The sequence below is a fragment of the Bradyrhizobium sp. KB893862 SZCCT0404 genome (assembly GCF_018130885.1).
Classification (GTDB): Bacteria; Pseudomonadota; Alphaproteobacteria; order Rhizobiales; family Xanthobacteraceae; genus Bradyrhizobium; species Bradyrhizobium stylosanthis.
In genome coordinates this window covers 176305-189052 of the sequence record NZ_JAFCLT010000003.1, presented here as the reverse complement: position 1 = coordinate 189052, position 12748 = coordinate 176305, and the positions used below count along the sequence as shown (strand labels likewise).

The window sequence follows — 12748 nt, the reverse complement described above, 5'->3', positions numbered from 1 at the left end:
ATAGATCAGATGCGCGGCGAACACCGCGTGGCTTGGACCTCGAAATCGCGTCGAATGCTGCGCCAAGCAGCCATCAACCGAGATGGTATTAGCCCCGAGCTCGCACATTGCCTCCGGCCCCCATACCCGCCTTTGGTGGAGCATCGTGACGGGCGCGCTGGAGATCGTGAGCGTCGTTCTGATTGCACTGCCTGCGACGCGCATCGTTGGGCTGATGCTCGGGCCGACAATTGTTGCGGTCGCGATCTTGACCGTTGTACGCAAGCAAGATCTTTTGCACCTGGCACCATTTGGTGCCTTAGTCGCGCTGAGCGCTCCTACCGCAATCTTCTATTGAACCTAAAAGAGCGACCCGTGGGGTGTCGCGTCGATCCGTCCACGACTGGTTCTCGTTGCCGTCACCTCAGGCTCAGAGAAAAGGAGAGCCGATCAGTTGACGGCATTGGGTCTCATGCAGTCATTCGTCCTGCCGGATTGCCAGGCACCGCGTCGCGCCTGGGCCGCCCTCGGGGACGTTTCGCCCGAAGTGCTGCTTCGGCTTCCAGCGCTGCCTGCCGAGCCGCCGCGGCTTCGAGCTGGTCAAGCACCTTGAGTGTCGCCTTCGCACCCATGTTGACGTGGTTCACAGCGGCCTGCCACGCTGCCTGTGGCTTCCGAGCAATGATCGCGTCGATGATCGCGCGGACCTCGACCGCATTTTCCTTGAGACGCTCCGGTTGTGACAAGACGATCGGACGAAGGTAGCTCAAACGTGCGCGGATGACGGTCACGAATCCCTTAACCACGCTGTTCGCCGAAACGCTCATCAGGAATTCGTCCAGATGGTTCTTGCACTCGAGTACCTCAGCGACGCGGCCCGACTTGAAAGCCCGATCCAGATTTCGCTTGAGCCCGTGCAATTCCTTGATCTGAGGCTCCGAGATCCTTTCCGCGGCGATCCTTGCGGTCAGGCCTTCCAACATGCTCCTGACTTCATAGTGCTGCCGTGCCTCGTCCGGCGATACGCGCGTCACCACGGGACCTTGATTTGGGATGTTGTCGACGATGCCCTCGGCCTCAAGCTGTCGCAACGCTTCGCGGACTGCTGTCCTGCTGACGCCCGTCCAAGAGCATAGCTCGCTTTCCTTCAGCCGTTCACCCGGCTGAAACCGGCCATCGATAATTGCAGTCCGCAGGTTGTTTGCAACCTGTTGACGAAGCGGCGCCGCCGTTACGGGCACCCGCTGAACCTTAACGCTCTTCAAGCCGCAATTCCTTGTGCAAGTTCAATTCGTTGGTCCACATTATGTTAGGTCGCTTTTCCCTTGTCTGACGACTTCGGCGTCGATGCGGGCAGGCATGATGTCCCGCAAAACGAGCCGCAAGACGGAGCGGGTCAACGAATCTAAACTCTAATACCGTATTACATCATATTCCAGTCGATCGCAGGCATCGGGCCCTGGCCACCCCTTCGTCAATAGCTGAATAATTCAGCCAGACACCGGATCAAGCCCGCTATACCGGCGGCGGATTCCGATCGGTGAAGGTCGCCCGTTGGTGCCAGTAGGGATAAGGCAGGGTCACTTTGCTGGCCGCGTCGAGCCTGTCAATTTGGTCCTGGGTCAAGGACCAGCCTACCGCGCCGAGGTTTTCGCGCAATTGCACTTCGTTACGTGCGCCTATGACCAGGGTCGACACGGTCGGCCGCTGCAACAGCCAATTCAGGGCGATCTGCGACACACTCTTGCCGGTTTCGCTGGCGATTTCGTCTATGGCTTCCACGACACGATAGACGTGCTCGTCCGAGACAGGCGGTCCAAAGTCCGCTGTCTTTGGCAGACGGCTGACTTCCGGCGGCGGTTGGTTGCGTCGAATCTTGCCCGTAAGGCGTCCCCAACCGAGCGGTGACCAAACGACAGCACCGACTCCCTGGTCGAGGCCAAGCGGCATCAGTTCCCATTCGTAGTCGCGGCCGATCAATGAATAGTAGGTCTGATTGGCCACATAGCGCGGAAACCCAAACTTGTCGGCGACGACAAGCGATTTCATCAGGTGCCAACCCGAAAAGTTCGAGACGCCGACGTAGCGGATCTTTCCTGCCCGCACCAGCATATCGAGGGTCGCAAGCACTTCTTCGAGAGGGGTCAGTGCATCGAACCCGTGAAGTTGGAAGAGATCAATATAGTCCGTCTCGAGCCGCCTCAATGCGCCATCGATGGCGGTGAGCAAATGTTGCCGAGATGAGCCGATATCATTAGGGCCATCACCGAAGCGGAACGTTGCCTTGGTCGAGATTAGCAGCTTATCCCGGCGACCCTTGATGGCCTGTCCGAGTACGCGTTCGGACTCGCCGAGCGAATAGACATCTGCGCTGTCGAACATGGATACGCCAGCATCGAGGCAGATATCCAAAAGCCGGCGCGCTTCGTTGGCGTTGGTGCTGCCCCAGGCAGCGAGGCGACCAACGCCACCAAAGGTGCCGGTCCCGAGACTGAGAGCCGGCACGATGAGGCCGGACGAGCCCAAGCGTCTGTATTCCATGTGATTACTCTCCGTGATCTGTCCTGGCGCTTCGGCGCGCAGGTCACCGCTCCTGGAAGGTTACCCGAGAGCTTCGGCATCGCAAAGCGGGCAAACTAAACGGGGCGGACTAGGCGGCGTCGCACGCCGACTTGCGAGTAGGGCGCGACGTTACTTGGAAGCGCGCAAAAAATGACGTGAGGCCACGCTCGTTCAACGATCGCCCTTCTCGATATGGTGCCAGAATGCTTCCGCTGCTTGCGGCAAGCGAAGCTTCGGCCGGAAAACGTGAATCTCGATGGAGACATACCATTCCTGTCCGCCGGCCGCGACGATCTCGCCCGACGCGAGTTGATCGGCTATCAGGCTTTCGGGCAGCCACGCCATGCCGCGACCGGCCTGAACCATCGTTACCAGCAGCTTTGCGAGGTGAGAGGTGAATGTCGTGCGCAAATGCGCATGCAATGGCGACGCCGTGCGTACCCCTTCAAGAATCCGTCCCATGCCGGATTCGGAGCGGAAACTGAGGAATTCGACCGGCGCGCTTTCCTTGCCCGGAAGCCTGAAGCGCGGTTTGCGGTTCCGGCGCGATATCGGCACCGACGCCGGAATCAATCGATCATCGCCGACACGCAATGAACGAAAATGCGACGGTGTCAGCGCTGTCGTTGCCGCCGGATGATAATGACAGAGCAGAAAGTGCGCATCGCCCGCCAGCAGTATCCGCTCGCAGCCTTCCATGTGATTGGCGACGAGCTGAACGTTCGGCACGAATGAAAGCTCGGTTTCGATCCCGCGCAACCAGTCTGGAAAAAAGGTTAGCGACAATGCGTTAGTGGAGGCAAACTTCAGCACGTCGGATGCTCCGCGTGCCCGTTCCTGCGCTTCGAGGCGGCCCGCCGCCAGCCGGCGGAGGACGTCTTCGGCAATCTGACGAAAAACCTCACCTGCGGGCGTCAGATTGACGGAATGGGTTGTGCGATCCAGCAGCGACGCGCCCGCCCAAACTTCAAGAGCCTGGATTCTACGGCTCAGCGCAGGTTGCGAGCAATTCCGGTCTTCTGCCGCTCTGGAGAAGCTCCGTGTCGTCGCCACTGCGATGAAATCGTACAGCCAGTTGATTTCCATGGCAGGTCCTCGCAAACGTTTATGCATGATGTGCATAACGATATCAGAACACGACATTGGATTTCCAGTGCCCCGGGCGGCACTTTCCGTAAAGGAAGCTCAATCGATGGGAGGGACATGCCAGATGGTCGGCCGTACCTTGTACGACAAGCTGGTCGATGCGCACGTCGTCCGGAATCTCGATGATTCGGGTCTTGTGCTGCTTTACGTCGACCGTACTGTGCTGAACGAATATACCAGTCCGCAGGCGTTTGCCGGACTGCGCGCGGCCGGGCGGAAGGTCTGGAACCCGAAAGCGGCGTTGATGGTGGTTGATCATGTCAATCCCACCGCCGCGCAACGGACGCGCACCATGCCTGACGCCGGAGCGGCGCGACAGGTCGACTACTTCGCGGAAAATGCACGCGATTTCGGCATCGAGTACTTCGACATCCTCGATCCCCGCCAGGGCATCGAGCATGTCGTCGCACCGGAACAGGGACTGGTCATGCCGGGAATGGTGATCGCGGCTGGCGACAGCCATACCACCGCCTATGGCGCATTCGGAGCCTTGGGCTATGGCATCGGAACCTCCGACATCGAGCACTATCTTGCTACCTCGACGGTTCGGTATCGCCGGCTCAAGACAATGCGGATAGATCTGACCGGAAGCCTGCCGCTCGGTGTTACCTCCAAGGACGTGGTCATGGAGGTCATTCGACGGATCGGGGCCGACGGGGCAACCGGCTATGCCGTCGAGTTTAGCGGACCGGTCGTCGCAAATATGAGCGTTGAGAGCCGTATCGTGATGTCGATCATGATCGTCGAGGCCGGCGCGCGCGGCGTCGTTATCGCGCCGGATCAGAAGGTGCTCGATTATCTCAAGGGACGACCGCGGTCTCCCAAGGGCGACATGTGGGAGCGGGCAGCCAACAGTTGGCTCACGCTGGCATCGGATGTCGATGCCCGGTTTGACCGCGACGTCACGCTTGATGTGTCGGAGGTGGCACCCCTTGTGACCTGGGGCACTAGCCCCGATCAGGCCATTGCGGTGACTGACAGCGTGCCCGATCCGGCGCAAAGCCCCACGTCTGATCGCAGGGCGGCGGCTATTCGGGCGTTGAACTACATGGGTCTTAAGCCCGGCGTTCCGATCCAATCGGTGCCTATCGACTTCGCTTTCATCGGCTCCTGCACGAATTCGCGAATCGAGGATTTGCGCGACGCAGCCCAGGTCTTTCGAGGAAGGCGTGTCGCGACCGGGGTTCGAGCGATTGTTGTGCCGGGCTCCACTCAGGTCAGAGTACAGGCTGAGGCGGAAGGCATCGCAAAGGTGTTTGCCGATGCCGGGGTCGAGTGGCGTCAGTCGGGTTGTTCCATGTGTCTTGCGATGAACGACGACGTTCTGAAGCCGGGCGAGCGTTGTGCGTCCTCCACCAATCGCAATTTCGAAGGTCGCCAGGGGGCGGGTGCCCGTACGCACCTGATGAGTCCGGCGATGGTCGCTGCTGCGGCTGTCACCGGACACATCACCGATGTTCGTAGTTTGCTGGAAAGACCACAATGATGAAACCGTTCGATCGCGTGACGGGAGTGGCGGCGCCCATGATGGCGCCAAACGTCGACACTGACGTCATCATGCCGAAAACGTTCCTCAAGGGCGTCGATCGTAGCGGGCTCCGGGAGGGCGCCTTTAACCTTTTGCGTTTCAACGCGGGCAAACCCAATCCGGATTTCGTTCTGAACCAGGATGGATATCGGGACGCGCACTTTCTCGTCGTCGGACCGAATTTCGGATGCGGGTCGAGCCGCGAACACGCCGTCTGGGGACTTCAGCAACTCGGAATTCGAGCACTCATTGGCACGAGCTTCGCCGGAATCTTCAACGACAATTGCGCCAACAATGGTCTGTTGACGATTTCGCTGGATCACAAGACTCTCGGCGAACTGGCGACCGTCGTGGCCGACCCAACCCGCAACGACCTCGCCGTGGATCTCCAAGATCAGACGATCTCCTTCGATCGAGGTACCCGTTCCATCCCGTTCGAGATTGAGTCGTCCAAGAAGGAAGCCTTCCTGACCGGTCGCGATCTCATCGGCTCAACGCTCGCCTATGCGGACGATATCCGGGAGTTCGAAGGACGGCATCGGGCCGTCAACCCATGGATGTTCTGAACTGAATAATCAAGACGTGGACGGCGGACGGCCGTGCCACGAAGAAACGATACAACTATGGAGGCAAACGTGGTGGATGCAACATTTCGTCAGGCTGATGCGCCAGAGAGCGCTGCAACGGCAAGAGTCCTTGATCTCAAGATTGGCCCCCTGCCAATTGGCATTTACATCGTTGCGGCGCTTGTGTGTTCCGCCGCGGTTTATACTGGGAAGCTTCCCAATGACGTCATTGGCGGACTCTCGGTTTTGATGCTGCTCGGCTTCCTTCTCGGAAAGCTAGGTCAGACCATTCCCGTTCTCAAGCAGATCGGTGGGACCGCGATCCTCTGTCTGTTCGTTCCTGCGGCATTGGTGAGCTACAAGCTCATGCCGGACGACGCCTTGAAGGCGATCAGCACCACGTTCCGTACGGCCAACTTCCAGTATTTCTTCATTGCTTGCCTTGTTGCTGGCTCGATCCTCGGCATGCCCTACCGTGTGCTCGTTCAGGGGTTCATCCGCATGTTCGTTCCGCTCCTGATTGGAACGATCGCGGCAGTATCCGCAGGGATTGCCGTCGGTTTGCTGTTCGGACACAGCCCGAAGGACACGTTCTTCTTCATTATCATTCCGATCGTGGGTGGTGGCCTTGCCGAGGGCGTGCTGCCGCTCTCGATCGCCTATTCCGAGATCTTGCAGAAGCCCCAAGGCGATCTCGTCGCGCTCATGGTGCCGGCGGCTTTGCTCGGCAATGTCGTTGCGATCGTCTGCGCCGGTCTTCTCGCACGTCTTGGTGAAAAGCGCCGGGAGCTCAACGGTCGGGGTATGCTCGTCAAGACCGGCGACGACGACATTCTCGGCGAGGCACGACCAGACCAGCCCATTGACCTCGGGTTGCTCGGTGCGGGAATCGTGCTGTCTTGCGTCCTCTTCGTTCTCGGTATGACGCTCGCGCCGTTCACGGGAATCCCAGGCCCGATCATGATGATCATCGCCGCGGTGGCGCTGAAGCTCACCAAGATCCTGCCGGCTGAAATGGAGCTCGGCGCCTATCAGATCAACAAGTTCATGTCGACGAATCTGACGTTTGCGATTCTGGTCGCGATGGGTGCATTGCTGGTGAAATGGGACCAACTGGTTGCCTCCTTCAATCCTGGCTATATCGCGATCTGCACAGCGACAGTATTGGCAATGATCGCGTCAGGGTTCTTTGTCGGGAAATGGTTGAATATGTATCCGGTCGAAGCGGCGATCGTAACGGCCTGCCATTCGGGTCTTGGCGGCACCGGTGATGTCGCCATTCTTGGTGCTGCAGATCGTATGGGCCTGATGGCGTTCGCCCAGATAGCCACCCGCGTCGGCGGAGCCATCATGATCGTCATCGCGACGCTCTTGATGAAGTCGCTCACCTGATGAACAATTCACCGTATCAGGTGATTGAGGAGTAACGGATGGACAGGCGAGACTTCACGAAGGGCCTTTTGGCCGGAGCCGCTGGTGCTGCGGTCGCCGGGCCGGCGATTGCGGAGGCGGATAAGAACACCGGGACGATCCCGCAATTGCCGGTTCGTGTAAACGAGAAGATCCGGCTGGGAGGGCAGCGCAACTTCGACAGCGGGCCGATGATATCACCGCAGAACATGCGGTGGCATCAGCGATGGGGTATCCGCTATCTCGACGTCTCGCTGGAGAACCGGCGTGTGGCGCCCGACGTGTTCGGTAACGAAGTGCCAAACGAAGCTGCGACGGCACGCGCGAAGGCGCTCGGTACAGGGATGGGAGGGGCTCGGTTGCAGCCCACCACGCCCTGGAGCCTTGAAGGTATGATGCGCATCCGGGATACGCTGAATCAGAACGATCTTGTCTGGGAAAGCATCCGGATGGATTCGGCGTATATCGCCATGGCGCCCGGGGCAGAACGCGATCGCTATCTCGATCTTATCTGTGAGAACGTCCGGACGGCGGGGCGTGCCGGCATCAAGATCATTAGCTATCACTGGAATCTCACGCCCATTCGCCGCAATCGAAAGGTCCCCGGCCGGGGCGGCTCGGAGTATGACGCGTTCAAGCTCGAGGACAATTGGCGCGATCTCCCTCTGACGCCTGCCGGGCGTGTGACTTCCGATGATTATTGGGAGCGTCTCCACACGTGGGCGTCGCGAGTGGTGCCAGCTGCAATTGAGAACGGCGTGAATTTGGCGTGCCACCCGTACGATCCGGGCGGGCTGCCGCTGGGCTATCTTGGCGTCGACAGCTTCGATGCCGGCGATTATGCAGCTGCGCTGCTCAAGTACGAAAAGCTCTATGAGTCCCCCAACAACGGATTTCAGTATGACACGGGTGTCTCGAGGGAATCGATGCCCGGCGGTGAGGATCAACTGGCCTTGCTGTACGGGTTACTGCAGCGAAAGAAAGTTCACCAAATCCACTTCCGCAATGTCCGCGGAAGCCAAAATGATTTCGTGGAGGTCTACCACGACGAGGGTGACATCAATCTGCTCAACATAATTCGTTTGCTTCGCGACACCGGCTGGGAGGGGTCGTTGCTTGCCGACCATAGCCCGCGCAACCCGGACGATCCGTCCTATGTCATGGGCTTCGCGTTTGCGAACGGTTACATTCTTGGGCTCCTTCGGGCCGCCCACGAGGAGGCCGTTCGAACGGCCGCTCGTTAGTTGAACGCCAGTATTAAAAGGTACCGATATGAAGGCGACTCTTTCGCTCGTCATTGTTGCTTTGCTAGGCGCCTCTCAGGTGCAAGCCGCGAGTTCTCCCTTGCCAACCGGCTCGCAATGGGGCGATCAGAATCTGTCGCCTTTCTATCGCTGGGAACAGCCACTACCGTCGCGACCTGGTGTGATGCTTCGCGAGGAGCAGATGCCTGCGCAGGCGGAGGTCACAAAGGCCGCTCTCGCGCACCGCATTCTTTACAGCTCGACGGACGTTCGCTGGCACGCTGGAATCGTCCCGGTTAGCGGATCGCTCTATTTGCCGACGGGTGAGCCGCCGACCGGCGGCTGGCCCCTGGTCGCCTGGGCGCATGGCACTCTGGGGGTCGCCGACAGTTGCGCGCCTTCCTGGACAGGGCACAAGCCGCGAGATGCCACGTACATCAACAGATGGCTTGAGAGCGGCTTCGCCGTGGTGGCAACGGACTATCAAGGCTTGGGTGGACCAGGGCCGCATCCTTATCTGATCTGGGAAGCCGAAGGGCACTCGGTGCTTGACGCTATTCGCGCGGCGCTGGCGGCGCATGCGGATAAACTGGCATCCAAGGTCTTCATTACCGGTCAGTCGCAGGGATCCGGCGCCGCTCTTGGGGCAACGACGGTCGCTTCGAGCTATGCACCCGACGTGCCCCTGCTTGCCACCGTGGCCACCGGGCTGGTTTCGACCTTTCCGATGGGCCCCTACAAGCCTGCCGCGCCTTTCAAGGTCGGATCGCCGATCTATCTCACCCTGATGTTGCTGGGCGGCTCGCTTCCCGATGAAGCTGCCCCAGTCGACAAGCTTGTAACGGACAAGGGCAAACTCGTGCTTCAAGCAGCGCGTGAGAGCTGCACCGGGGAGATGCGCACGATCGCGCAGAAGCAAGACGTCACCGGCGACAATGCCTATGTCGAGCCGATCGAGAAGGTTGAGGCAAGCATTGTCCCGCCGACCGACATGAAGCCCGCGCGCCTTCCGGTCCCCCTTCTGCTTGGTACAGGGCTCGCCGATCATACGCTGGCGCCCCTCCGACAGTACGCAGCCGTGTCTGCCCTGTGCGCCGCTGGCAATGATGTTGTTTGGAAGACTTATCCCGGCATCACTCACAATGGCGGCGTGAATGCCTCATTCCCGGATGCGCTGGCGTTCTTCCGCGATGCGCTCCAGAGCCGCAAACCTCAGAGTAATAATTGTGCCAGCATTGCCGAGCCAGCCGCTCCGACCGCGGCCGCGCCGGACATACCCTTTAATGACTGAGTAGACATGATCCGCGATCGCTGAAGTGCGATATTCAAATCCCGGCCTCTGCAGAATGATCTGTTTTGCAGAGGCTGTTGCGTCGCAACACGTCCAGCCGCAAAGATGCGGGTATCGTGACGGCGTTATACCCCCAAAATTGCGAGCGACCGTTATCATACCTTGGCGATGAATCGTGCAGAGGGAAGCGAGCGATGGTCAAGCATCAAACGGGCGTCGTATTCGGCTTGGCTGTAATGGTTGCCGCCTCATCGTCTATTCATGCGCGGGATTTCAAGGCAGCTTGTGAGGGGCTTGCCGCGAGCGAACCTGCGGCAGGGCACGTCACCGAAGCGAGGTTTGTGGAGGCGGGGCCTGTCACGCTTCTTCCCCCGGCACCTGCAGGCGCAACGACGCCGGCGCCAGATCATTGCCTCGTCCGCGGCAAGATCAACGAGCGAACTGGGATTGACGGCAAACCCTATGCAATCGGGTATGAGGTACGTATCCCAACCAACTGGAACGGGAAGTTTATCTTCCAGGGAGGCGGGGGAGTCGACGGTGTGCTGCGACTCGCATTAGGTGTCATCGGTTCTGGCACACCGCAGCCGAACGGCTTGTCAGCCGGTTATGCATCCGCATCGACCGATGCAGGGCACCTTGAGGAGCCCGGACCCATCGGTGCCTATCTGTTCGGCCTTGATCCACAAGCGCGCGCCGACAAGGGCTATAGCTCCATTCCACCGGTCGCCATCGCCGCCAAGGCGCTGATCGCCAGGGTTCAGGGAAGGGCGCCCGCCCGTTCGTACTTTGTCGGCTGCTCCAACGGCGGAAGACAGTCGATGGTGGCGACGCAGCGTTACCCTGACATGTTTGATGGCGTCATCGCAGCGGCACCCGCCTATCGCGTGCCGCTGGCTGCGATCGATGCGATCGGCCGGACACAGGCATTTATGTCGATCGCGCCGAAGGGCGAGGACGGCAAACCCGATCTCGGCAGCGCGCTGACCAAGAGTGACCTTAAGCTGCTTGCGGACGGTATCCTCCAGGCTTGCGACGCCGCGGACGGCGTCAAGGATGGCATGGTCCAGAACATGGCTGCCTGCAAGTTCGACCCATCAGTGCTCGCTTGCAAGGACGGTCAGAGCGAGGCCTGTTTCCCGCAAGATAAGGTCGACGTCGTCAAGCGCGTTTTTGGAGGTATCAAGAACGGGAAGGGCGAGATCATCTATTCCGCGTGGCCGTACGATCCAGGTGTCGCGGCGAATGGCTGGACCGCCTGGTCGATCGGAACGCCGAAAGCCAGCCCGCCCAACGCCCGCAACGTCACGCTCATTCCCGGAAGCGTCGCCTATGATTTCATGGCTCCGCCCGAAAAGCCGACCGACCTGCTCGACTGGAGCATGAAATTCGATTTCGATCGCGATCCACCGAAGGTCTTCAAAGGCAAGGACGGGTTCGAGGCAGGCATGGAGTTTGAGGCCGCAACCTCGACCGATCTCGATGACTTCAAGGCGAAGGGCGGCAAGATCATTTTCCTGCACGGCACGGCGGATCCGATCTTCTCGTCCCTCGATACAATCCGATACCAGGAGGCGTTGCAGGCGCGCTACGGAACCGACACGGACAATTTCAGCCGGGTCTTCCTCGTCCCCGGCATGAACCATTGTGTGGGCGGGCCGGCCACCGACGAGTTCGATGCAGTCACGGCGTTGGACAACTGGGTCGAGAAGGGCACCGCTCCCGACCTGATCCTCGCCAAGGCGCGCAAGACCCCTGATGTCCCCTGGGTTGGCCGGACACGTCCGCTGTGTCCGTTCCCAAAGGTCGCAACCTATAAAAGCAGCGGCGATGTCGAAGACGCGGCAAATTTTGAGTGCCGATAGGGAAGGGCGGCGCGCGCCCCATGTTGTTAAACGATCCGGAGCGGGCTCATGCCGTCCTCCAGATCGTGGTCGGTACTTCGGGGCCACATCCGGCAGCCCAACTCTCTCACCCTGCTAAAGCATGATGGCATTAAGTTCGATAGCCTGAGTTTTTCAGGTAGTTGGCGCATTCCTCGGATGTGAAGGCATCGAGTGCGTGGCCGATTGCGGCGCAGACGGTGTCGACGGTTCGCGCGGCAGCTTTGCGGACGAGGTGCTTGAGCTTGGCGAAGACCTGTTCGATCGGGTTCAGGTCGGGCGAGTATTTTGGCAGGAAGAAGAGCTTGGCGCCGACCGAACGGATGAGCTGGCGAACTGCTTTGCTCCTGTGGCTGCCGAGGTTATCCAGGATGACGATATCGCCGGGTCGCAGAACGGGCAGAAGAACCTTCTCGACATAGGTGCGAAAGCTCACGCCGTCGATCGGCCCCTCGATGAACCATGGCGCATCAATCCGGTCATGGCGCAGGGCCGCCAGGAAAGTCATGGTCTTCCAGCGGCCGTGGGGAACCTTGGCGTGAAGTCTGTGCCCGCGCGGCGCCCAGCCCCGCAGGGGGGCCATATCGGTCCTGGTCCAGGTCTCGTCGATGAAGACGAGCCGCTCAGCTTCGACGCGACCTTGATACTTTGCCCACTGGGCTCGCCGCCGTGCGACCTCCGGTCGATCGCGTTCGCCAGCCGCCACGCTTTTTTTTGAAGCTGAGCTTCTCGGCATGCACGAAGTCCCACACCGAGTGGTAGTCGACCTTCAGGCCGCGTCCGCCAAGCTCGGCGACGAGACCCCGTATGGTGAAATCGCCGTCCTTGATCCGCTGCGACAGCCAGATCGCGTGCTCGCCCGAAATGGCCTTCGGCTTGTAGCCACCGATCTGGCCAGGCTCGACGCTGCCGGTCTTATCGACCCGCTTCATCCAGCCGATGGCCGTGCTGATCGCCACCCCAAACTGCTTGGCGGCTCGATTGCGGGACATCCCGCCCTCGATTGCCGCCACCACGCGCTTGCGAAGATCCAGAGAATACGGCTTGCCCATCCATGCTGGCCTCCGTCCAGCCAGCATGGTGAATCAGAAACAAGCTGATTTGGGAATCCCAAATCGATTCAGATTAAACCCATCCCG

General features: G+C 60.0%; 11 protein-coding genes. 7 read left to right on the top strand and 4 right to left on the bottom strand.

Translation table 11 applies throughout. The annotated features are described in order from the left end of the window. The first annotated feature begins 145 nt into the window (after positions 1-145). Complete coding sequence (locus JQ617_RS14850) at positions 146-337, top strand: hypothetical protein (RefSeq protein WP_212026962.1); 192 nt, start codon at positions 146-148, stop codon at positions 335-337. Positions 338-449: 112 nt separating this feature from the next. On the opposite strand, the gene JQ617_RS14845 is transcribed toward JQ617_RS14850, so the two are convergent. The 3 genes from JQ617_RS14845 to JQ617_RS14835 all read right to left on the bottom strand — a co-directional run bounded on the left by JQ617_RS14845 (position 450) and on the right by JQ617_RS14835 (position 3627). After that, a complete protein-coding gene (locus tag JQ617_RS14845) occupies positions 450-1244 on the bottom strand; it encodes a GntR family transcriptional regulator (RefSeq protein ID WP_212026961.1) in 795 nt (264 codons plus the stop codon). Between the two features lie 250 nt (positions 1245-1494). Then, on the bottom strand, positions 1495-2520 hold the full coding sequence (locus JQ617_RS14840) for an aldo/keto reductase (protein ID WP_212026960.1): 1026 nt from the start codon (positions 2518-2520) through the stop codon (positions 1495-1497). Positions 2521-2712: 192 nt separating this feature from the next. Then, entirely contained in the window at positions 2713-3627 is a 915-nt protein-coding gene (locus JQ617_RS14835) for a LysR family transcriptional regulator (RefSeq protein ID WP_212026959.1), read from the bottom strand. A gap of 124 nt (positions 3628-3751) precedes the next feature. Here JQ617_RS14835 and leuC point away from each other — a divergent pair, with 124 nt between their 5' ends. From leuC to JQ617_RS14805, 6 genes are all read left to right on the top strand, one after another. Beyond that, positions 3752-5173 carry a 3-isopropylmalate dehydratase large subunit gene (gene leuC, locus JQ617_RS14830; protein WP_212026958.1) on the top strand — a complete coding sequence of 474 codons (1422 nt, stop codon included), beginning with the start codon at positions 3752-3754 and terminating at the stop codon, positions 5171-5173. After that, complete coding sequence (leuD, locus tag JQ617_RS14825; protein WP_283842064.1) at positions 5170-5781, top strand: 3-isopropylmalate dehydratase small subunit; 612 nt, start codon at positions 5170-5172, stop codon at positions 5779-5781. Before leuC ends, leuD begins: the two co-directional genes overlap by 4 nt. 57 nt (positions 5782-5838) lie before the next feature. After that, positions 5839-7173, top strand: coding sequence for a 2-hydroxycarboxylate transporter family protein (locus tag JQ617_RS14820; RefSeq protein WP_212026957.1), 1335 nt, complete (start codon positions 5839-5841; stop codon positions 7171-7173). Between the two features lie 38 nt (positions 7174-7211). Further along, positions 7212-8435, top strand: coding sequence for a mannonate dehydratase (locus JQ617_RS14815; RefSeq protein ID WP_212026956.1), 1224 nt, complete (start codon positions 7212-7214; stop codon positions 8433-8435). Between the two features lie 28 nt (positions 8436-8463). Then, entirely contained in the window at positions 8464-9726 is a 1263-nt protein-coding gene (locus JQ617_RS14810; protein ID WP_212026955.1) for a lipase family protein, read from the top strand. A gap of 194 nt (positions 9727-9920) precedes the next feature. Beyond that, positions 9921-11591, top strand: a complete 1671-nt coding sequence (locus JQ617_RS14805) for a tannase/feruloyl esterase family alpha/beta hydrolase (RefSeq protein ID WP_212026954.1) — start codon at positions 9921-9923, stop codon at positions 11589-11591. A gap of 130 nt (positions 11592-11721) precedes the next feature. Here JQ617_RS14805 and JQ617_RS14800 read toward each other — a convergent pair. Continuing rightward, positions 11722-12661 (bottom strand): IS630 family transposase gene (locus JQ617_RS14800; RefSeq protein WP_194476425.1). Its coding sequence is split into 2 segments (ribosomal slippage): positions 11722-12324 and positions 12326-12661, totalling 939 coding nucleotides; the frame shifts between segments, so codons are not numbered across the junction. Between the last annotated feature and the right edge of the window lie 87 nt (positions 12662-12748).

Excerpts from the sequence above, each read along its gene's own strand:
- JQ617_RS14840 (WP_212026960.1), bottom strand. The coding sequence starts at position 2,520 with ATGGAATACAGACGCTTGGGCTCGTCCGGCCTCATCGTGCCGGCTCTC.
- JQ617_RS14835 (WP_212026959.1), bottom strand. The coding sequence starts at position 3,627 with ATGGAAATCAACTGGCTGTACGATTTCATCGCAGTGGCGACGACACGG.
- leuC (WP_212026958.1), top strand. The coding sequence starts at position 3,752 with ATGGTCGGCCGTACCTTGTACGACAAGCTGGTCGATGCGCACGTCGTC.
- leuD (WP_283842064.1), top strand. The coding sequence starts at position 5,170 with ATGATGAAACCGTTCGATCGCGTGACGGGAGTGGCGGCGCCCATGATG.
- JQ617_RS14820 (WP_212026957.1), top strand. The coding sequence starts at position 5,839 with ATGGAGGCAAACGTGGTGGATGCAACATTTCGTCAGGCTGATGCGCCA.
- JQ617_RS14815 (WP_212026956.1), top strand. The coding sequence starts at position 7,212 with ATGGACAGGCGAGACTTCACGAAGGGCCTTTTGGCCGGAGCCGCTGGT.
- JQ617_RS14810 (WP_212026955.1), top strand. The coding sequence starts at position 8,464 with ATGAAGGCGACTCTTTCGCTCGTCATTGTTGCTTTGCTAGGCGCCTCT.
- JQ617_RS14805 (WP_212026954.1), top strand. The coding sequence starts at position 9,921 with ATGGTCAAGCATCAAACGGGCGTCGTATTCGGCTTGGCTGTAATGGTT.